General features: G+C 59.3%; 17 protein-coding genes and 2 riboswitches. Of the genes, 4 read left to right on the forward strand and 13 right to left on the reverse strand.

Features of this window, described 5'->3' with window-relative positions; all coding sequences use genetic code 11:
* Positions 1 to 9: 9 nt before the first annotated feature.
* Positions 10 to 1,287, reverse strand: a complete 1,278-nt coding sequence (locus BLU28_RS20430) for an MFS transporter (RefSeq protein ID WP_022556971.1) — start codon at positions 1,285 to 1,287, stop codon at positions 10 to 12.
* 413 nt (positions 1,288 to 1,700) lie between these two features.
* Here BLU28_RS20430 and leuC point away from each other — a divergent pair, with 413 nt between their 5' ends.
* Complete coding sequence (gene leuC / locus BLU28_RS20440) at positions 1,701 to 3,110, forward strand: 3-isopropylmalate dehydratase large subunit (RefSeq protein ID WP_045533396.1); 1,410 nt, start codon at positions 1,701 to 1,703, stop codon at positions 3,108 to 3,110.
* A gap of 52 nt (positions 3,111 to 3,162) precedes the next feature.
* Here the strand turns inward: leuC and BLU28_RS20445 are convergent, their stop codons facing one another.
* The 7 genes from BLU28_RS20445 to BLU28_RS20480 form a co-directional block, all read right to left on the reverse strand.
* The gene (locus BLU28_RS20445; protein ID WP_168247143.1) at positions 3,163 to 4,677 is read right to left on the reverse strand and encodes a M48 family metalloprotease; all 1,515 of its coding nucleotides are present in this window, start codon (positions 4,675 to 4,677) and stop codon (positions 3,163 to 3,165) included.
* A gap of 254 nt (positions 4,678 to 4,931) precedes the next feature.
* On the reverse strand, positions 4,932 to 5,648 hold the full coding sequence (locus tag BLU28_RS20455) for a thiamine ABC transporter ATP-binding protein (RefSeq protein WP_077986984.1): 717 nt from the start codon (positions 5,646 to 5,648) through the stop codon (positions 4,932 to 4,934).
* Positions 5,645 to 7,285, reverse strand: a complete 1,641-nt coding sequence (thiP, locus tag BLU28_RS20460; protein ID WP_077986983.1) for a thiamine/thiamine pyrophosphate ABC transporter permease ThiP — start codon at positions 7,283 to 7,285, stop codon at positions 5,645 to 5,647. Before thiP ends, BLU28_RS20455 begins: the two co-directional genes overlap by 4 nt.
* Positions 7,286 to 7,304: 19 nt before the next feature.
* Positions 7,305 to 8,318 carry a thiamine ABC transporter substrate binding subunit gene (thiB, locus tag BLU28_RS20465; protein WP_077986982.1) on the reverse strand — a complete coding sequence of 338 codons (1,014 nt, stop codon included), beginning with the start codon at positions 8,316 to 8,318 and terminating at the stop codon, positions 7,305 to 7,307.
* A 37-nt stretch (positions 8,319 to 8,355) separates the two neighbouring features.
* Positions 8,356 to 8,466, reverse strand: a riboswitch (TPP riboswitch).
* Between the two features lie 45 nt (positions 8,467 to 8,511).
* Positions 8,512 to 8,904 (reverse strand): VOC family protein, encoded by a 393-nt coding sequence (locus BLU28_RS20470; protein ID WP_004443965.1) that lies wholly within the window; start codon positions 8,902 to 8,904, stop codon positions 8,512 to 8,514.
* A gap of 87 nt (positions 8,905 to 8,991) precedes the next feature.
* Positions 8,992 to 10,818: an ABC-F family ATP-binding cassette domain-containing protein gene (locus BLU28_RS20475; protein ID WP_004443966.1), complete on the reverse strand. Its 1,827-nt coding sequence runs from the start codon at positions 10,816 to 10,818 to the stop codon at positions 8,992 to 8,994.
* 4 nt (positions 10,819 to 10,822) lie between these two features.
* Positions 10,823 to 11,476 (reverse strand): thiamine diphosphokinase, encoded by a 654-nt coding sequence (locus BLU28_RS20480; RefSeq protein ID WP_077986981.1) that lies wholly within the window; start codon positions 11,474 to 11,476, stop codon positions 10,823 to 10,825.
* A gap of 89 nt (positions 11,477 to 11,565) precedes the next feature.
* Positions 11,566 to 11,642: riboswitch (SAM riboswitch) on the forward strand.
* 84 nt (positions 11,643 to 11,726) lie between these two features.
* Here BLU28_RS20480 and metA point away from each other — a divergent pair.
* Positions 11,727 to 12,653 (forward strand): homoserine O-acetyltransferase MetA, encoded by a 927-nt coding sequence (gene metA / locus BLU28_RS20485; RefSeq protein ID WP_022556978.1) that lies wholly within the window; start codon positions 11,727 to 11,729, stop codon positions 12,651 to 12,653.
* 76 nt (positions 12,654 to 12,729) lie between these two features.
* Complete coding sequence (locus BLU28_RS20490) at positions 12,730 to 13,749, forward strand: aldose epimerase family protein (RefSeq protein ID WP_022556979.1); 1,020 nt, start codon at positions 12,730 to 12,732, stop codon at positions 13,747 to 13,749.
* A gap of 15 nt (positions 13,750 to 13,764) precedes the next feature.
* On the opposite strand, the gene mtgA is transcribed toward BLU28_RS20490, so the two are convergent.
* Positions 13,765 to 14,412, reverse strand: coding sequence for a monofunctional biosynthetic peptidoglycan transglycosylase (gene mtgA, locus BLU28_RS20495; RefSeq protein ID WP_220360067.1), 648 nt, complete (start codon positions 14,410 to 14,412; stop codon positions 13,765 to 13,767).
* A 237-nt stretch (positions 14,413 to 14,649) separates the two neighbouring features.
* Here mtgA and BLU28_RS20500 point away from each other — a divergent pair, with 237 nt between their 5' ends.
* Positions 14,650 to 15,564 carry a polyprenyl synthetase family protein gene (locus BLU28_RS20500; RefSeq protein WP_004443976.1) on the forward strand — a complete coding sequence of 305 codons (915 nt, stop codon included), beginning with the start codon at positions 14,650 to 14,652 and terminating at the stop codon, positions 15,562 to 15,564.
* Between the two features lie 31 nt (positions 15,565 to 15,595).
* On the opposite strand, the gene BLU28_RS20505 is transcribed toward BLU28_RS20500, so the two are convergent.
* The 4 genes from BLU28_RS20505 to BLU28_RS20520 all read right to left on the reverse strand — a co-directional run bounded on the left by BLU28_RS20505 (position 15,596) and on the right by BLU28_RS20520 (position 19,699).
* On the reverse strand, positions 15,596 to 16,258 hold the full coding sequence (locus tag BLU28_RS20505; RefSeq protein ID WP_004443979.1) for a YiaD family glycine zipper/OmpA-like lipoprotein: 663 nt from the start codon (positions 16,256 to 16,258) through the stop codon (positions 15,596 to 15,598).
* 66 nt (positions 16,259 to 16,324) lie between these two features.
* Positions 16,325 to 17,575 carry a flavodoxin-dependent (E)-4-hydroxy-3-methylbut-2-enyl-diphosphate synthase gene (gene ispG, locus BLU28_RS20510; RefSeq protein WP_077986980.1) on the reverse strand — a complete coding sequence of 417 codons (1,251 nt, stop codon included), beginning with the start codon at positions 17,573 to 17,575 and terminating at the stop codon, positions 16,325 to 16,327.
* A 120-nt stretch (positions 17,576 to 17,695) separates the two neighbouring features.
* Complete coding sequence (locus tag BLU28_RS20515; protein WP_004443984.1) at positions 17,696 to 18,886, reverse strand: MFS transporter; 1,191 nt, start codon at positions 18,884 to 18,886, stop codon at positions 17,696 to 17,698.
* A 33-nt stretch (positions 18,887 to 18,919) separates the two neighbouring features.
* On the reverse strand, positions 18,920 to 19,699 hold the full coding sequence (locus BLU28_RS20520) for a DeoR/GlpR family DNA-binding transcription regulator (RefSeq protein WP_077986979.1): 780 nt from the start codon (positions 19,697 to 19,699) through the stop codon (positions 18,920 to 18,922).
* Positions 19,700 to 19,736: the final 37 nt, after the last annotated feature.

Here is a 19,736-nt window from a genome sequence, read left to right on the forward strand (position 1 = left end):
ACTTTTGGTTCAGGCGGTTTGAGCCTGATTGCCCATCTTGCGGGTGGCGATGATGACTAGCACACCGGCAAGCGCGAGGCAGAAGGCAAGGAAGAACATCGGCGCAATGGTGCTGCCGGTCTGATCCTTGATCCAGGGCACGACGTTTTGCGCCACGAAGCCACCGAGATTGCCGACCGAATTGATGGCGGCGATACCCGCAGCAGCGCCCGCTCCCTTGAGGAAGCGGCCGGGCAGGCTCCAGAACACCGGCTGGCCTGCAAAGATACCTGCAGCGGCGATGCAGAGGAAAGCGAACTGCAACACCGGGTCGCTCAGCAATGCCGACATCAGCAGGCAAAACGCGCCGATAAAGGCAGGACCAACGATATAGGGCGTCTTGTTCTTTGCCTTATCGGCCGCCAGAGGCACGACGAACAAGGCAACGGCAACGATCACCCAGGGGATGATGTTGATGAAACCGTTCGCGGTGTTGGAAACGCCAAAGCTCTTCACGATGGTTGGAAGCCAGTAGCTGAGACCATAGGCGGCCAGCGGAAATCCAACATAGCAGAGCGACATGAACAGAACCCGCGGATTGATCAGGGCTTTGAAGCCATCTTCCGCATGCTCTTCCATGCCCTTGTTCTCTTCGGCAAGCCGGTTCTTCAGCCAGTCCTTCTCGTCCTGCGACAGAAACTTGGCCTTTTCGGGCGTATCATCCAGATAGAAGAAGGTGGCTATGCCAGCGATCACAGCCGGAATACCAGTGGCAAGGAATACCCATTCCCACCCGGCATAACCGAGGAAACCGTCGAGATCGAGCAACATGCCGCCGAGCGGCGCGCCGATGGCATTGGCGAGCGCGCTGAAGATCATGAACAGGCCGATCATGCGGCCGCGATAATCGCGCGGGAACCAGAGCGTCATCAGGAACAGCACACCCGGGAAGAAGCCCGCCTCGCAAAGCCCGAGCAGGAAGCGCAGGATGTAAAACATCGTGGCGTTCTGCGTATAGGCAAGCGCAATTGTGACGGCCCCCCAGGAAACCAGAATGCGGGCAAACCATTTGCTGGCGCCGAAGCGGTTGAGGAACAGGTTGCTCGGCACTTCGAAGATGAAGTAGCCGATGAAGAACAGCGACGCGCCAAGACCATAGGCGTATTCGCTGAGGCTCAACGCATCGACCATCTGCAGCTTGGCATAGCTGACATTCTGTCGGTCGATATAGGCGATGAGATAGAGAAGGCCAAGAAACGGCATGAGCCGCCAGGTGATCTTCGAGATAAGGGCCTTTTCGGATACCATATGCTTTCCTCCCTTCGATTTCTCGTCGAATGCAAATGATAAGGGAACCCATCTATATGTGCGCTGCAAAATAGGCAAGTTGCGTTGCATCATAACAACCGCAAAGCGTTGCTGGGCAGGCCGTCTCGCCGTAATGCAGTGCATAGTGTTGGCACGATCCTGTCCTTCAGCCTGTCTCCTGCGCATTCATGTTGCCGTAAAAACATCGATCTGCTATGAAAGTTGCCATGGGATCTAAATTCGGATGTCTCGCTCAGAATGTGTATGTGCTGCAGGACCACAAGCGTCTGCCGGCACGCTTCTTTGCGCGCGTTTCCGGGGCGCTCACCAGCCGACTTTGGCTCGCCTGACAGCACCGCTGTCCACCGCCTTACTGAACCCTACTATCCTTTTCCATGACAAGGCACAGAGCCATGAGCGCACCCCGCACTTTGTATGACAAGATCTGGGACGACCACGTCGTCAATCGCGACCCGGATGGAACCTGTCTTCTCTATATCGACCGTCACCTCGTTCATGAGGTGACGAGCCCCCAGGCCTTCGAAGGTCTGCGCATCGCCGGCCGTCCGGTGCATTCGCCGGCCCGCACGCTCGCTGTGGTCGATCATAACGTGCCGACCACCGCCGACCGGCTGGAAGGCATCAAGAACGAAGAAAGCCGCATTCAGGTGGAAGCGCTGGCGCAGAACGCCAGGGACTTCGGCGTTGAATATTATTCCGAACGCGACAAGCGCCAGGGCATCGTTCACATCGTCGGTCCCGAACAGGGTTTCACCCTGCCGGGTATGACGATCGTCTGCGGCGACAGCCACACCTCCACCCACGGCGCATTCGGCGCACTGGCGCATGGCATTGGCACCTCCGAAGTTGAGCATGTTCTGGCCACACAGACGCTGATCCAGAAGAAAGCCAAGAACATGCTGGTGCGTGTCGATGGCAAAATCCCCGAAGGCGTCACCGCCAAGGACATCATCCTCGCCATTATCGGCGAGATAGGCACCGCCGGTGGCACCGGCCATGTCATCGAATTTGCCGGTGAGGCGATCCGTTCGCTCTCCATGGAAGGTCGCATGACGGTCTGCAACATGACCATCGAGGGCGGCGCCCGCGCCGGCCTGATTGCGCCTGACGAAACGACCTTCGAATACATCAAGGACAAGCCGCGTGCGCCGAAGGGCGAAACGCTGGAACAGGCGATCGCCTACTGGAAGACTCTGAAATCCGACGAGGGCGCCCATTACGACAAGGTCGTCATCCTCGATGCGGCCAATCTTCCGCCTATCGTCTCCTGGGGCTCTTCTCCGGAAGATGTAACCTCTGTTCAAGGCATTGTTCCCAATCCCGACGACATCGAGGAAGAAAACAAGCGCGCCTCCAAGTGGCGTGCGCTTGACTACATGGGCCTGAAGCCCGGCACGCGCATCACCGATATCGCCATCGACCGTGTCTTCATCGGCTCCTGCACCAATGGCCGCATCGAGGATTTGCGCGCGGCGGCGAAGATCGTTGACGGCCGTAAAGTCGCTCCCACCGTTTCGGCCATGATCGTGCCCGGCTCCGGTCTCGTGAAGGAACAGGCGGAAAAGGAAGGTCTGGACAGGATTTTCCTCGAAGCCGGTTTCGAATGGCGCGAGCCAGGCTGCTCCATGTGCCTTGCCATGAATGACGACCGCCTGAAACCCGGCGAACGCTGCGCGTCCACCTCGAACCGCAATTTCGAAGGCCGTCAGGGCTATAAGAGCCGTACCCACCTCGTCTCCCCCGCCATGGCGGCGGCGGCGGCGATTGCGGGTCATTTTGTTGACGTTCGTGAGTGGCAGTGATTGCCGGGTGAAGGCCTGAACATAAAACCCCGGGGCTATCCGGGGTTTTTGTTTATTCGGAGATGATCTTTACCCTTTGCCCGGGCTGAATCGTGGCCGTGGCCCCCATCGCATTGATCATGCGGAACATGTCAAGCTTCCGCTCCGTTCCCATCATCCGCGCCGCCATCGTGGCCACGGTTTCACCCGGCTTCACCGTCACCACCCGCACTCTTAACGGCTTCAGGGAGGCGATCTCCTGCGGCGTCATCTTGCGGAAACTGGTGCGCAAGGTATTGGCGATGGAATCGAGCTGCGTATTGCCCTTCGGCACCGCGGTCAGGAACCGGAATATCTGCTGGCCGACGCGGATGACCGTGACGTCGAAATCCCATTTATCCGCGCTTGCCCGGGCTGTCGCGGCCTCCAGTCCGTTGATCTGCGTTTCCTTTACCGTTTCAGGCAGCAGGCCGGCGACCCAGCCGCTCGTCAGGTAATTGGCAAGGCTCGTCTGTTTCGGATCGGCGACGCCGTCGAAACGGATTGCGACCTCGCCCGGCCCTGTCGCCAGCACAGCCTCAACCTTGTTGTCTATCACGAAACCTTCCGGCACGTCGAAACGAATGCCGAGCGTTCCATGCAGGAATGTCTGGCCGCGGACATAACCTTCCTGCGGGCTATCGCCGTAAAGCAGCCCGTCTATACCATCCAGAAACCAGTCTCGGCCACGATCTCCGACCTGGCCTTCCTGGCCGAAGGCACGGGCATGCCGGCGCGCAAGCTCGATGCGCTGTGGTGTATTGGGGTGACTCGAAAGGAAGTCGAGGCTCTGATCGTTTTCCGGATCGGCCGAAGAGAACCGCGCATAGGCCGCCATGGAATCGAGAAAGCGCGGCGATGCGTAAGGATCGTAACCCGCCTCGCCAAGCATGCGTACCCCGATCACATCCGCCTGCAACTCCTGCTGGCGCGAAAAAGCTGCAAGCCGCAGCTTGCCACGGGCAAGCGCCTGCTTGCCGGCGAGATCGCTGGACAGGACCTCTGCAACCACGCGGCTCGCAATCACTTCCGCTTCTTCGCGGCGCTGACGTTCGATCCCGTGGTTGGCGGTGACGTGACCCATTTCGTGCGACAGCACGGCCGCCACTTCCGAGGCGTCATTGGCGAGCGCCAGAAGACCGCGCGTCACGTAAAGATACCCGCCGGGCAAAGCGAAAGCGTTGATGGCGGGCGAATTGAGAATGGTGATGCGGTAGGATTGCTGCGGATTTTCGGAGACGGCCGTCAGCGCTCCGGCAATCCGGGCGACAAGCCGCTCCGTCTTGGCATCACGATATTCGCCGCCATAGCTTGCCACGATGCGTGGATGTTCGCGTGCGCCCATCTGCGCGCGCGGATCGTTCTTCTGAACCTCTTCCACCGTCTGCGGATTGTCCGAGGGACGCAATGTGGACTGGTAGGCCGGGCTGAAAAGAGATTGGCACGATGACAGCAACACGGCAGAAGCGGTCAGCGCGGACCACGCCGCAGCGAGCCGGCCGGAACGGCGAAGGCCTGAACCGGAGAAGAGCCTCCGCTGTGCACTCATGCTATTTTTCATTCTCTATGCCTGCCCCTTAACGTTCCTGATCATCCGTTAATTGCAGACCAGAATAACAGATTCGCCCCAACGGGCGATGAATGCCGAGACGGTAAAATCGATCCATCAAATCCGGAATATTCCTGAAGAACGCAATAATTCTCATCTTTTCTCGGGCAACAACTTAAAACTGGCAAGTGCAAATTAGCGCCATTGAAGTCATCTAAAGTGATTGCCAGCGGCGCGCGTCGAAAATAAGGCGGTCACCCGTTCAGGAAACTGTCCACGGCCTTCACATTTTGTGTGGCAAAGAAATCCGCTGTCGCTCCGGCAAAAACGACACGGCCACGATCAAGAAAAACCACCCGCCGCGCTAATCTTTTTATGTCTTCCGGGTGATGGCTCACAATAATCACCGCATTATTTGTTTCTTGATGCAAGTCAAGCAACAGAGAACTCATGCCCGCCCGTAGCCCTGGATCAAGTGCGGCGAAAGGTTCATCGAGCAGCATGACGGGCTTCTTCCTGACCAATGCGCGCGCAAGCGCCGCCCTCTGCCTTTCTCCTCCGGAGAGCGTGCCCGGCAAACGCTTGCCGAAACCCGAAAGACCAACGCGCGCAAGCGCAATATTTATCCTTTGCCGGTCTTCCGCGTGTAATCTGAGCGTGGGGCTTATACCAAGCGCGACATTGGTAAAAACGTCGAGATGGGCAAAAAGATTATTGTCCTGAAAGATCGAAGAGACAGGCCTTTCGGAAGGGTCGAGCGTCGTCACGTCCCGTCCGCCGATCATCACGCGGCCGGAATCCGGCAACTCGAAACCGGCAACGAGGTTAAGCAGTGTCGATTTTCCCGAACCGGATGCACCGACGACAGCGGTGACCTGCCTCTGCGGAAATGCACAGTCGAGGTCGAAATCCTGCGTTCCAAGCCGCAGCCTGACCCTGTCAAGCTGCACTGCGAAATCGTCGCCCTTCATGTCATCGCCTCTGCCGCTTTTGCCCGCTCCGGTCGTGAATGTCGCGATACGCCGGTTGCAGCAAGCAACAGGCAGACCACACCGAGAAGAAAGGCGTAACCGGCGGCATCGTTGGTCCGGTAGCTGCCCATATTGCTATAGACGAGCCACGGCAAGGTGACGAAATTCTCTGAACCGAACAGGGCAACCGCGCCGAGATCGCCAAGCGACAGGGCCATCGCGAAGGAAAATGCCATGGCCAGCGGCCGCCACAGGACGGGCAGATCGGCGAACCGCAGTCGCGGCAGACCCTGAAGCCCGAGGCTGGCGGAAAGTCGGCCGGTGCGGAGAAAATGGCTGGTGACGGCCGGCTCCAGCACCCGCATGGCAAGCGGCAGGGCCATCAGCATGTTGATGAGCGCCACGAGAACCGGGGCATAAACAGCGACGTCACCGAAAGGCCGCAAGAGAAGGAACCATCCGCTTCCGAGCACCACGGGCGGAACCAGCAGAACCAGAGACGATCCCGCGCCGAGAACGCTGGACAAGAGGTGAAGAGGCCGCGCGGCCCGCCGTTTCGCGCTGACCGCCTGACGTGCGCGGATGATCGCCATGCTGACGATGATCACGAAAATTGCCGAGAACGCGGCAATCCCAAGACTTGTCGTCGCCGCGCGCAGGAAGACCGGTGCTGTGATGAGGCGCGGCAGGTCTGCCTGGACGCCCGAGAACACAATGGCGACCAGCGGCAGTCCGATCAAAAGCACCGCGGAAACGATGATTAGACCATCCCACAGGCGGGCCGCCGCCCGGCCCGCATCGAAACGGCGCACAGGCCGGCCAAGTGAAGCGATTTCCGCTTCCGGCGACGGCAGGAAGGCCAGAAGGCCGAGCAGGGCCGCGGTGAGGACGATCTGCAGAACCGAGAGCGCGATCGCCCGCTGCGGATCGAAATCGAACCGCAGCGCCTGGTATATAGCGACCTCCAGGGTGGTCGCCGCCGGCCCGCCGCCCAAAAGGAGCACGAGCGTAAAACTGGTGGCGCAAAGCATGAAGATGAGGCCGGCGATACCCGGAACAAGCCGGGACACGGCCGGCCATTCGACAAAACGGAAAACCGGGATCGGCCCCATGCCTAGGCTCGCCGCCATGCGCCAATATTCGCCCGGAATACGCTCCAGCCCGGCCAGCAACAACCGGACGGAAAGCGGCAGATTGAAAAACACATGAGCAATGAGGATGCCGGAAAGACCGTAAATGCTGAAAGGTTCTTCCGCGCCGGCGAAAACAAGGAGCGTATTTAAGACACCCTGCCTCCCCCAGATGGTAATGATACCGAAGGCGCCGACGATAACCGGCAGCCCCATCGGCACTGCCATCAACCGGATGATCCAGATCCTTCCCGGAAACTCCCGCTGCCGGGAGAGTGCCAAGGCCACGGGAAGACCAAGAATGATGGAAAGAAGGGTGGAGAGCGTCGCCTGATAAACCGTGAAGCGCAGAATACGCAATGTATAAGGGTCCGAAATGCCGGAAGCGGATGCACCCGCGTCAAAGGACAGAAGCGCAAAAACGGCGAGCGCCATGAACAGGAAAACGGCGGCAAAAGCCGCCGTCCCGAAAATGATTGACCGCCGGTAATCGCGACGCAGCATCATGCGTGGACGCGCCTCTTCTTCAATTCATGCTCATGGCCGTCAGCCATTCGTCTATCCATGCCTTGCGGTTTTTCGCGACCTCTTCCGGCTGCATCAGGAAAGTCTTCTGCGGCACAACGAGCCTGGAAAAGGCCTCCGGCAGGGGGGCGGAGGTTGCCGCAACCGGCATCATCCAGTTGTTTTCGGGAATGGTATCCTGAAAACCGGAGGTGAGGGTGAATGCGAGAAACTGCTTTGCAAGATCCTTGTGCGGCGCGTTTTTGAGAAGGCCTGACACTTCGATCTGGATATAATGTCCTTCGGAGAAAGCTGCGGCCTGATAACGATCGGACTTTTCGGCGACCATATGATAGGCGGGCGAAGTCGTGTAGGACAGCACCATCGGCACCTCCCCCTTGGTGAAGAGCCCGTAGGACTCCGACCAGCCCGGCGTAACGGTAAGGATCCGCTTCCTGAGCTTTGCCCAGGCTTCCGGCGCCTGGTCGCCATAAACCGATTTCACCCACAGAAGCAGCCCCAGTCCCGGCGTCGAGGTGCGCGGGTCCTGAATGGCTATCTTCTGGGCAGGGTCGCCTTCCACGAGTTCTTTGAGGCTCGCTGGTGGGCTTTTCAGCGTCTGGGTGTCATAGACGATAGCGAAATGGCCGTAATCATAGGGAACGAACACATCGTCCTCATAGCCGCCGGGTACCTTGGCCGCTGATGAATCAACGCCGCTGACATCGAAAAGGCCGGTCTGTTTCGCCTCCGCGACCAGATTTGTATCAAGTCCCACGACGACATCCGCCTTGGACCCCGCACCTTCTAATTTCAGCCGGTTGAGAAGCGCCACGCCGTCCGCCACGCCGACAAAATTGACGGTGCAAGCGCACACCTTCTCGAAAGCTTCCTTTATTTTGGGACCGGGACCCCATTCAGAAACGAAGCTCTCATAGGTATAGACCGTCAGTTCCGGTTTTTCCTGCGCAACTGCGAACCCGGGCAGAAGCATGGAAACGGCAATGATGGAATTTACAAAAACACGACGGCGCACGAATATCTCCTCAAAACGAGGAGGGAAATAGCCGCCTGCATGAAAGCCGTCTAATCCCTCCGCCGGTATGAACCGGATCAGGTTCTTCGGGTTGGCAAGCCTCTCAGCCTTTTGCGCCCAAGCGCGAAAGACACCCCGTTAGATCAAGATAATGGTGTAGTCCCGCCGACCCATCTTGGCAAGATGGCTGCCATCAACCCTGCGGCGCCATGTGCACCAGTTCCCAGACGTGGCCGTCGGGATCCTGAAAACTGCCTGCATACATGAATCCGTGATCCTGAACGGGTTTCCAGCGGCTGCCGCCTGACGCGAGCGCGGCCTCGATCATACGATCGATTTCCTCCCGGCTTCCGGCGGAAAGACAGGTCAGTACCTCGGTACTCCGCTTGGCGTCGGCGATGTCGCCGTTGATGAAATCACGAAAACGCTCTTCCTGAAGGAGCATGACGAAGATGTTCTCCTCGACAATCATGCAGAGCGTGCGGTCATCGGAATATTCCGGATTGAAGGTGAAACCCAGTGTCGTGAAGAAGGCTCTCGATGTCTCGATATTCTTGACGGGCAGGTTGACGAAGATCATGCGCATGGTGTTGAACTCCTCCGAACCGGGACAGCAAACGGCATTTCCGCCGTCCTGTCAAAGGCGGATGGCGGTGTGGCCGGAAAGATCGGCTCAGCCTTCCAGTTCCTCGCGCAGCATCTCCAGCTCCAGCCACTCCTCTTCCATGGCCTCAAGTTTTTCGCGCAGCTTTTCCATTTCCTGCGCCAGCTTGTTGAAGGCCGCCTGATCCTTGGCGAAGAGTTCCGGGTCGGCCATGCGCTGCTCGCGTTTTGCAATCTCTTCCTGCGCCTTCTCCATCTCCTTGGGGAGATTTTCGAGGGCGAATTTCTGCTTGAACGAAAGCTTGGCCTTGGCCTTTCCAGGCTCCTGCGAAGACGGGGCTGAAGGTGCGGCTTTCGCCTTTTCCTGTCTCTCAGCTTTTCGTTTCTCTTCCGCAGCTCCCTTGCGCTGCGCCATCATATCCGAATAGCCACCGGCATATTCGATCCAGCGTCCGTCCGGTTGATCGGGATTGGCCGGCGCGATGGTGGAAGTGACCGTACGGTCAAGAAAATCACGGTCGTGGCTGACAAGGATGACCGTGCCGGAAAACCCGGCAACGATCTCCTGCAATAGATCCAGCGTTTCGATATCGAGATCGTTTGTCGGTTCGTCGAGAATCAGAAGATTGGTCGGCCGGGCGAGAATACGCGCCAGAATGAGCCTTGCACGCTCGCCGCCGGAAAGGTTGCGGATGGGCGTGCGGGCCTGTTCCGGCTGGAACAGAAAGTCCTTCATATAACCCGTGACATGCTTCACCTCGCCATTGACGAGAAGATTGTCGCCCCGGCCGTCGGTCAAATAATGTGCGAGCGTATCGTTGGGATTGAGCTCCTCGCGCTTCTGGTCAAGCGTTGCGATCTCGAGATTGGTGCCGAGCTTCACCCAGCCGCTGTCTGGTTCAAGCTGGCCGGTGAGCATCTTCAGCAACGTTGTCTTGCCCGCGCCATTCGGTCCGACGAGACCGATGCAATCGCCGCGATGCACCCGCAGTGAGAACGGCGCGACAATCATGCGCTCACCGTAAGCCTTGGTGATAGCCTCCGCCTCGATGACCAGCTTGCCGGACTCCCGGCCTTCCGTGACGGTCGCCTGCACCGTCCCCTGCGGCCCCTTGTGCCCACGATATTCCGCCCGCATGGCCTGAAGCTCACCGACACGGCGCATGTTGCGCTTGCGCCTTGCAGTCACGCCATACCGCATCCAGTGTTCTTCGCGCTCGATGGCCTTGCCGAGCTTGTGTTGTTCAAGCTCTTCCTCTTCAAGCACCTTGTCACGCCATTCCTCGAAATGGGCAAAACCACGATTGAGACGGCGGGACTGGCCGCGATCGAGCCAGACGGTCGAGGTCGAAACCCGTTCGAGAAAACGACGGTCGTGCGAAATCAGCACCAGCGCGCTGCGCGTCTGCTGGAGTTCGCTTTCAAGCCATTCGATTGTCGGCAGATCCAGATGGTTGGTGGGTTCGTCCAGCATCAGAATATCGGGCTCCGGCGCCATGACACGGGCAAGCGCGGCGCGGCGCGCTTCACCACCGGAAAGGTTTGCCGGATTTTCCTGACCCGTAAGCCCGAGATGCTCGAGAAGATAAGTAACCCGATAGGCATCGTCGCCAGGCCCGAGCCCCGCCTCGGCATAGGCCTGAACGGTATCGTAACCGGCAAAATCCGGAGCCTGTTCCAGATAACGGATGGTTGCAGCGGGATGACGGAAAACCTCGCCCGACTGGGCCTCGACAAGGCCCGCTGCGATCTTCATCAGCGTGGACTTGCCGGAACCGTTGCGTCCGACAAGGCAGATGCGGTCGCCCGGCTCCACCTGGAGATTGGCGCCGTCCAGCAGCGGGGTAACGCCGAAGGTCAGCTTGATGTCATCGAGTTTCAAAATAGGGGGTGCCAAGGCGTCAGGCTCCGGTCAGATCATAAGGGCGGGCGAGCACGATGGCTTTTCCGCTTTTAAGCGAAAAATGCACAGGGCCGCCATTCGCGACATTGGAAATAGTGCGGGAGGAACCGAAAGCAAGCGCGAAATCCTCCAGCGGGTAACGCACATTGCCGATATCCAGCCCCTCCAGGGCTGTGAAGCCGGCCACCGAAAAAAGCGAGCCTGCGGGTAGATCGACATCAAGCGAGCCCGGGAGCAGCGGCCGGGCCTCTTCCTCGCCGGAGGTGAGCGAAACATCGAGACCACGTTCGGCAAGCGCGACGGCGTAAAGGAGGTGCTGGAGGGCATGGTCGCTTCGTGCACCCCCGAGCGCGCCGACAAGCACCAGCGTACCGGCGCCGCGGGCGAGCGCCTCCGAGACCGCTATCTCACCATCGGTCACCGCCTTTGCTGCCGGGTAAGGCTGCCGTGTCACACCGGGCCAGGCATCCAGCAACTCTTTGCTGGCGGAATCGAAATCCCCGACCCACAACTCCGGTGTGAGGCCAAGCAGCCGGGCGTGGCGCATGCCGCCATCAGCCGCGATCACGCGGCTACCCGCGACCGCGTCCCTGAGACGATCAGTAACCGAAACATCGCCGCCGAGCAGAATGGTGAAGTGCGCTTTATCCATGCCCTGCCTTATCGCACCTCGGCCGAAAATGGAAAGCCGAAAGCCTCCGAAAACCGTCCATATTGATTTTCCTCGGCTTCGGGATTATGAAACGCCTTAGTGGTGATTTGCCGACCGGCTTGCAGCCACTTTAAAGAAGTCGCTAAAGGGTCGAGGAAAAAGGCAATTTCCTGGGACCGGTCGCGATTTCCGCTGCCGGTTTTTTTGTTTTCGCAACGTTCTTTACGTGATCCGGAAAAGAGAGTTCGACATGCCGATCAAGATTCCCGATACGCTTCCCGCCTTTGAGACCCTCGTTCACGAGGGCGTGCGGGTCATGACCGAAACGGCGGCCATCCGACAGGATATCCGCCCGCTCCAGATCGGGCTTCTCAACCTCATGCCGAACAAGATCAAGACGGAAATCCAGATGGCGCGCCTCGTTGGCGCCTCGCCGCTTCAGGTTGAGTTGTCGCTCGTGCGCATCGGCGGTCATCGCGCCAAGAACACACCGGAAGAACATCTCCTCTCCTTCTACGAGACGTGGGAAGAGGTGCGTCACCGCAAGTTCGACGGTTTCATCATCACCGGTGCTCCCATTGAGCTGCTGGACTATGAGGACGTCACCTACTGGAATGAAATGCAAAAGATTTTCGAGTGGACGCGGACCAATGTCCATTCGACCCTCAACGTCTGCTGGGGCGCGATGGCCGCCATCTATCACTTCCACGGCGTGCCGAAATACGAGCTGAAGGAAAAGGCATTCGGTGTTTACCGCCACCGCAATCTTTGCCCCTCGTCGATCTACCTCAATGGTTTTTCGGACGATTTCCAGGTTCCCGTGTCACGCTGGACGGAAGTGCGCCGCGCCGACATCGAAAAACATCCGGAACTCGAAATCCTGATGGAGTCGGAGGAAATGGGTGTATGTCTGGTACATGAGAAGGCAGGCAACCGTCTCTATATGTTCAATCATGTCGAATATGATTCGACATCGCTTTCGGAAGAGTATTTCCGCGATGTTCACGCCGGCGTGCCGATCAAGCTGCCGCATGATTATTTTCCGCATAACGACCCCGAACTCGCGCCCCTTAACCGCTGGCGCAGTCATGCCCATCTGTTTTTCGGAAACTGGATCAACGAGATATACCAGACGACACCATATGAACTCGAGGCCATCGGCCAGCTGGCGGCCTGAATTTGCGGGATTGCGAATTGCCGGGAAATGACGCAACGTCCGCCCGGCAATTCATGGCAACCGGGAGAATGATGTTATGAGCGACGGGGCAGCACGGGAGAATTTTGGTTTCACGGCAACGGGCGAAAAGGTCGAGCGTGTCACCATTTCGAAAGGTGGGCTTACAGCGAAGGTCATTACCTGGGGTGCCGTCATCCAGGATTTGCGCCTTGAGGGTCACCAGCCGCCGCTCGTTCTCGGCTTCGACAAATTCGAGGATTATAAATATTCCTCCTATTTCGGCGCCACACCCGGCCGTAACGCCAACCGCATCGGCAATGGCAGATTTTCGATCGACGGTCACGAATACCAGCTGGAGCTGAATGAAAAGGGCGTAACCCACCTGCACGGCGGCAGCGACGGCATGGGCAAACGCAACTGGATGCTGATGGAACACGGCGAAAGCCACGCGGTTCTGCAGATCATCGACCCCGATGGCCGTGCCGGTTATCCCGGCAACTGCACGGTCACAGCCACCTACACGATCCGTGACGGCGGCGTGCTGTCGGTGGTCTATGAAACGGTGACCGACAAGCCGACCATCGCCAATGTGTGCCAGCATTCCTATTTCAATCTCGATGGCGCCGACACCGCACTTGGGCATGAGATCAGCATCGCGGCTGACTTTTACCTGCCCACCAACGACAAGCAGATACCGACCGGCGAAATCCGCTCCGTCGAAGGCACCGTCTTCGACCTTCGCCACCCGACGCCGATGCGGCGCAGCGAAAATGGTGAGCAGGTTCTCTACGACCATAATTTCTGCCTTTCGCCCGAGCGCCGCGCCAAGCGCAAGGTCGCCCGCGCTTATTCGCCAGCCTCCGATATAGCTCTCGAGGTTCACACCACCGAACCCGGTGTGCAGTTTTATTCGGCTTTCAAACTGGACGTTCCCGTTCCGGGCCTCGATGGCCGTCACTACGGTCCCTTTGCCGGTTTCTGCCTGGAAACACAGATCTGGCCGGATGCCGTCAACCACCCTGATTTTCCGCATGCCATACTACGGCCGGGCGAGACGCTGCGCCAGGAAACCGACTATATTTTCAAGAAGGGCTGAAGCGGCGCGCTGGTATCAATCCAGCACGCAGCCGACATAGCTGCCCGAGGCGCGGGCGCGGCGCTCGATAAGGCCGGCGAGCCTCTGCAACCCGCGCCCCGGCTTGCTGGCCACACGATCAATGGGATTGGGAAGCGAAACGGCCAGAAGTGCGGCCTGTCGGGAACTGAGCTTCGCGGCCGGCACCTTGAAGTGGTGCTGGGCGGCAGCCTCGATGCCGTAAATACCCGGTCCCCATTCGGCGACGTTGAGATAAATCTCCATCATCCGCTTTTTTGACCAGACGAAATCGGCGGCAATCGCCAGCGGCAATTCCAGTCCCTTGCGCAGAAACGAACGACCGTTCCATAAAAACAGGTTTTTGGCCGTCTGCATCGGGATGGTGCTGGCGCCGCGCGTCGCGGCCCCGTCGAGCGCATTGCTGACCACGGACTGCATCTGGTTCCAGTCAACCCCGCCGTGAAAACAGAATTGCCCATCCTCGGACATCATCACCGATTGCACGAGGCGCGGTGAAATATCCTCTAGTGGCACCCAGCGCCTGTCATAGCCTTGCAGCGTCACCAGATCGGCAAGCATCAGCGTCGACACGGGCCGGATGAAGGGCAACGCATAAACCGGAATCAGCAGATAAGGCAGGATGAGCAATGCCAGCAAGGTCATGATGATGCGCTTGGCCAACGTGCGAAAATCCACCTTCGGACTGCTCCGGTCTTCCGCCAGCACGGCGTAATCTGCGTCGCTTTCAGGCGTACTGCTCACTATCCGTCCCCGCACCCCACGCCAGTTGAAGCCTTTCATAGTCCATTGCCGTCTTCAAGGCGAGTCCGGCGCGACAGTTGAGTTGGGGAATCACGAAAAGGTTTGCCTGCATTCGCGCAGCGTGCCAAAGAGCGCGGCATGGACGCTCAGATGACGAATTTCGAAACGCGGCTGCGCGAGAACGCCGCCAGGACCGAAGCCCTGCTTGGCCGCCTGCTCTCCGGCGAGACACGCGCGGATGAGATCGCGCGTCCGCAGAATCTGCTCGAGGCCATGCGCCACGGCGTGCTGAACGGCGGTAAACGCCTGCGGCCCTTCCTCGTCATCGAAAGCGCCGCACTCCTCGGCGGAGATGGAGAAGCTGCGCTTTTTGCCGGTGCCGCGCTGGAATGCCTCCATTGTTATTCGCTGGTTCACGACGATCTGCCGGCTATGGATGACGACGACCTGCGTCGTGGCCAGCCAACGGTGCATCGCAAATTCGACGAGGCGACCGCCATCCTCGCTGGCGACAGCCTGCTGACGCTGGCCTTTGATATCATTGCATCGGAAGAAAATCCGCTCGCGGCCGGGCGCAAGGCCGCGCTCGTGCTTTCGCTTGCCCGCGCAGCGGGCATCGGCGGCATGGCCGGCGGGCAGGCGCTTGATCTCGCCGCGGAAAAGAACGCACCGGACGAAACCGGCATTATTACATTGCAGGCTATGAAAACCGGCGCACTGCTGCGCTTCGCCTGCGAGGCGGGCGCAATCATCGCCGGTAGCGATGATTGCGAAAGGCAGAGGCTACGCCTCTTTGGAGAAAAAATCGGCCTCGCCTTCCAGCTGGCAGACGATCTCCTGGATTTGACGGCCGACGCCGCCACCATGGGCAAGGCGACCGGCAAGGATGCCGCACGCGGCAAGGGAACGCTGGTGGCGCTGCGCGGCCAAGACTGGGCGCGTCGCAAACTTCAGGAACAGGTGGCAGAGGCCAGCGAACTCCTGGCTCCCTATGGCGAAAAGGCCGCGATTCTCATCGCGGCCGCCAGATTTATCGCAGAACGAAAAAGCTGAGTGGGTTTTCCCGCTCAGCCTCTCAAGTCGATCAGCCCTTGAGCGGCGAAATCAACACTTCCACACGGCGGTTTTGGGCGCGACCATCAGACGTTGCGTTCGAGGCGATGGGCTGCGAAGGCCCAAAGCCAAGTGTTGAAATGCGTCGTTGATCGACACCGCGTGCGCCGAGATAGTTGGCAACCGACGCGGCGCGGCGTTCCGAAAGCCCCTGATTGTGGGCGAGGCTACCGGTCGAGTCGGTATGGCCGTTGATGTCGATCAGCGTGCGGTTGAACTTGTTCAGCACGATCGCAACGGAATCGAGCGTCTGATAGAAGGGCGGAATGACCTGATCCTGATCCGTGGCAAAGGTGATATTCGACGGCATGTTGAGAACAATGCTGTCGCCACGGCGGGTCACCGAAACGCCGGTCCCCTGAAGCTGCGCGCGGAGTTCCGCTTCCTGGCCATCCATGTAATTGCCGATGGCGCCGCCAGCGAGCGCGCCGATGCCGGCACCGATCAGGGCAGCGTTACGGCGTCCGACCGGCGAACCGCCCACAGCCAGACCGCCGAGCGCACCGACAACAGCGCCGATACCCGCGCCGCCGGCCGTGTTCGACATTTTCTGCTCGCCCGTATAGGGATCGGTGGTGGTGCAGGCGGAAAGATAGGTGCCGCAAAGGGCGACGATCGCGATTTTTTTGATCATGTGTTTTGATGCTCCGAAAGGGTCAGGAGGTATGACAGTGGAATTGCGGCCTTTTCACGCTACTCGTTACTCCGCTGCGTCTTTCCGGCCAAAACGCTTTTCGATGTAATCGGTCACAAGCGCTTCGAAATCAGCGGCTATGTTGGGGCCACGCAGAGTGAGAGCTTTCTCTCCGTCGATGAAGACCGGCGCCGCCGGGCTTTCGCCCGTTCCGGGCAGCGAAATGCCGATATCCGCGTGCTTGCTTTCACCGGGACCATTTACGATGCAACCCATGACGGCGACATTTAATGCCTCGACGCCGGGATATTTTTCACGCCAGACCGGCATATTCTTGCGGATATCGTTCTGGATGTTCTGGGCCAGTTCCTGAAATACCGTCGACGTGGTACGCCCGCAGCCGGGACATGCCGCAACCACCGGAATGAACTGACGGAAACCCATGACCTGCAGCAATTCCTGCGCCACCTGCACCTCGCGGGTGCGGTCGCCATTCGGCTCAGGCGTCAGTGACACGCGGATCGTATCGCCAATACCATGCTGCAACACATAACCCATGGCGGCGGACGAGGCGACGATACCCTTTGAACCCATGCCGGCTTCCGTGAGACCGAGATGGAGGGCGTGGTCGGAGCGTTCAGACAACATCGAATAGACGGCAATCAGGTCCTGCACCTGGCTGACCTTGGCCGAGAGGATGATACGGTTGCGCGGCAGGCCGATCTCTTCGGCAAGCTCGGCGGAAATCAGCGCCGACTGAACAATGGCCTCCCGCGTGACCTGACGGGCGGAAAGCGGAAAGCCCTTTTCCTTGTTCCTGTCCATCAGCGTAGTCAGCAATTCCTGATCCAGAGATCCCCAGTTGACACCGATGCGAACGGGCTTGTCGTAACGGATCGCCATTTCGACGATCTCACCGAACTGCTTGTCCTTCTTGTCCTTGAAACCGACATTGCCCGGATTGATGCGGTACTTCGCCAGCGCTTCGGCGCAGGCCGGATGGTCGGCCAGAAGCTTGTGGCCAATATAATGAAAATCACCGACCAGCGGCACATCCATCCCAAGACGCAGCAGCCGTTCACGAATTTTCGGCACGGCGGCCGCACTCTCATCCCGGTCAACGGTGATACGGACGATTTCCGAACCGGCCCGGAACAGCGCCGCCACTTGGCTGACGGTGGCGTCGATATCAGCCGTATCGGTATTGGTCATCGACTGCACGACGACGGGTGCGCCGCCACCGACGATGACGCCGCCGACGTCTACGGCGACGGAGGCGCGGCGGGGCTTCGGGTCGTAATCGGCATGTGACGTCATGGCGGTCTCTGGAGCTTGCGGCAAGGTCTTGCAATTGAGGTGAAACAAGGGAGACTTCTTGTCAACACCCAACGCGCTGGAGCTTCTACTTTACCGCAATCATGGCAAAATTCGATACGCCTATTCCTTGCCCGCACCGTCGGCATGACGGGCGAGCCGCGAAAGTAGCAGAACCACCACATGCAGTAACGGGAGAAACAGGAAGACGCTGGCGAGACCGGTATGTTCCGCAATGAAGCCAATCGCCGATGGCGCCACCAGAATGCCGGAATAACCCATGGTGGTGACGACCGAAAGGCCGATTCCCGGTGCCAGGCCCGGCATATTGCCCGCCGCCGAGAAGGCAATGGGCACCATGTTGGAGATGCCGATGCCCGCAATCGCGAAGCCAACGATCGCGATGGTGGAATTTCCCGCAATACCGGCGATAAGAAGACCGATAATCGACATGGCCGAACAGAAGCGCAGGGTCGTCACAGCCCCGAAGCGGTCGCGCACCAGATCGCCGGCAAAACGCATGGCCGCCATGGTCATCGAGAAAGCCGCAAAGGCGAAGCCGGATTGTGACACCGAAGCTCCGAGCTCGTTGCGCAGATAAAGAGCGCCCCAGTCGAGGATTGCGCCTTCCGGGATCATCGAGAAAAGGGCCATCAGGCCGATGATCCACGGCAGCGGCGTCAGCGGCAGGCCGCCTTTCGGGCGCTCTTCCTCCGGGTGCGGACGATCTGCAAGCACACGCGGCCATGCCACGATCAGCAGCACGAATGCGATGACCGTCAGCGCAATGGCATGCCCCTGCACGCCGATGGCCGTGATGAGATAACCGCCGAGACCGGCTCCGATGAGGCCGCCGAGGCTCCAGAAAGCGTGGCAGGATGACATGATGGCGCGGCGCATATCGCGCTCAACCGCTACCGCATTGGCATTCATGGCGACATCCATCGCTCCCGTCAGGCCGCCAAACAGGAAAACCGCGATTACCCCGGCCCAGACGGTTCCCGCCCAGGAGATGAAAAGCAGTGTGGGCAGAAAGATCGCCGCGGTCACGAGACTGACCGTCCGGGAGCCAAAACGGGCGATCTGCGAGCCGGCGATCGGCATGAAAACCAGCGAACCGATACCGAAGACCAGGATGATGAGACCAAGCGCGCTTTCACTAAGGGAAAGACGCGCCGCAAATTCGGGAATCTTGGGCGCCCATGATCCCATCATGAACCCGTTCATCAAGAACAGCAGGGAAACGCCGATACGATGACGCGTCAGATAGGACGAGCGTGCACCCGTCTGCGAAAATGTGGTGGGGCCATTCATCGGCTATATCCTTCAGACTTGACCATGTGAAAATCAGGCGACGGCATCGTCGCCGCAATAAACGTCTACGCCTCGGCTGGACACGCCCTCGACCAACACGCGGTCGGCATCCCGTTCCAGCACAAGGGAAAGCGGCGGGGAAAAATCATGCACGTGGAACGCTGCCTTATGCCCCAGCTTCTCGGTGGTGATTGCAGCGACAATCCGCTGGCTGGCGCTGCAAGCGAGCCGCTTGAAAACGGCATCCTCGAAGACATCGGCCGACAGGCCGGTCTCGACCGCGACACCACAGACCCCGAGAACACAGAGATCGGGTCGCATCAATTCGAGCTGCCGCAGCGCCATTGCATCGATTGCCGCACCAACGGCGGGATCAACCTTGCCACCGATCAGCACGAGATCGATATCCGCCCGCCCCGTCAGTTCGGCGGCAATGGCGGGCGTGTTCGTCACCACCGTTACATTGAGACCAGCCGGGATCGCCCTGGCAATGGCGAGGTTCGTCGAACCGGCATCGATGAAAACGACCATGCCCCGCTTGAGAAGCGGGACAACGGCGCGGGCCAGTAGAGCCTTGCGGTCCGCATCCTCGGCGATCCGCGTCTTCAGCGGCACCGTCTTGCTATCCGAGAGCAGGGCGCCGCCATAAACGCGCATGCATTCCCCACGGGCCGCCATCTCTCGCAGGTCGCGGCGAACCGTGTCTTCAGAAACGCCAAAGTTTTGGGCGAGGTCCTGCGCCAGCACACGGCCGCTCTGCCGCAACTGTTCGAGGATGAGCGCCTGCCGCTCGCTGACGAAGTGATCACTCATATAGACTCATGCATAAACAGGAATAAACGTGCATGAA

The organism is Agrobacterium pusense (assembly GCF_900102105.1).
Taxonomy (GTDB): Bacteria; Pseudomonadota; Alphaproteobacteria; order Rhizobiales; family Rhizobiaceae; genus Agrobacterium; species Agrobacterium pusense.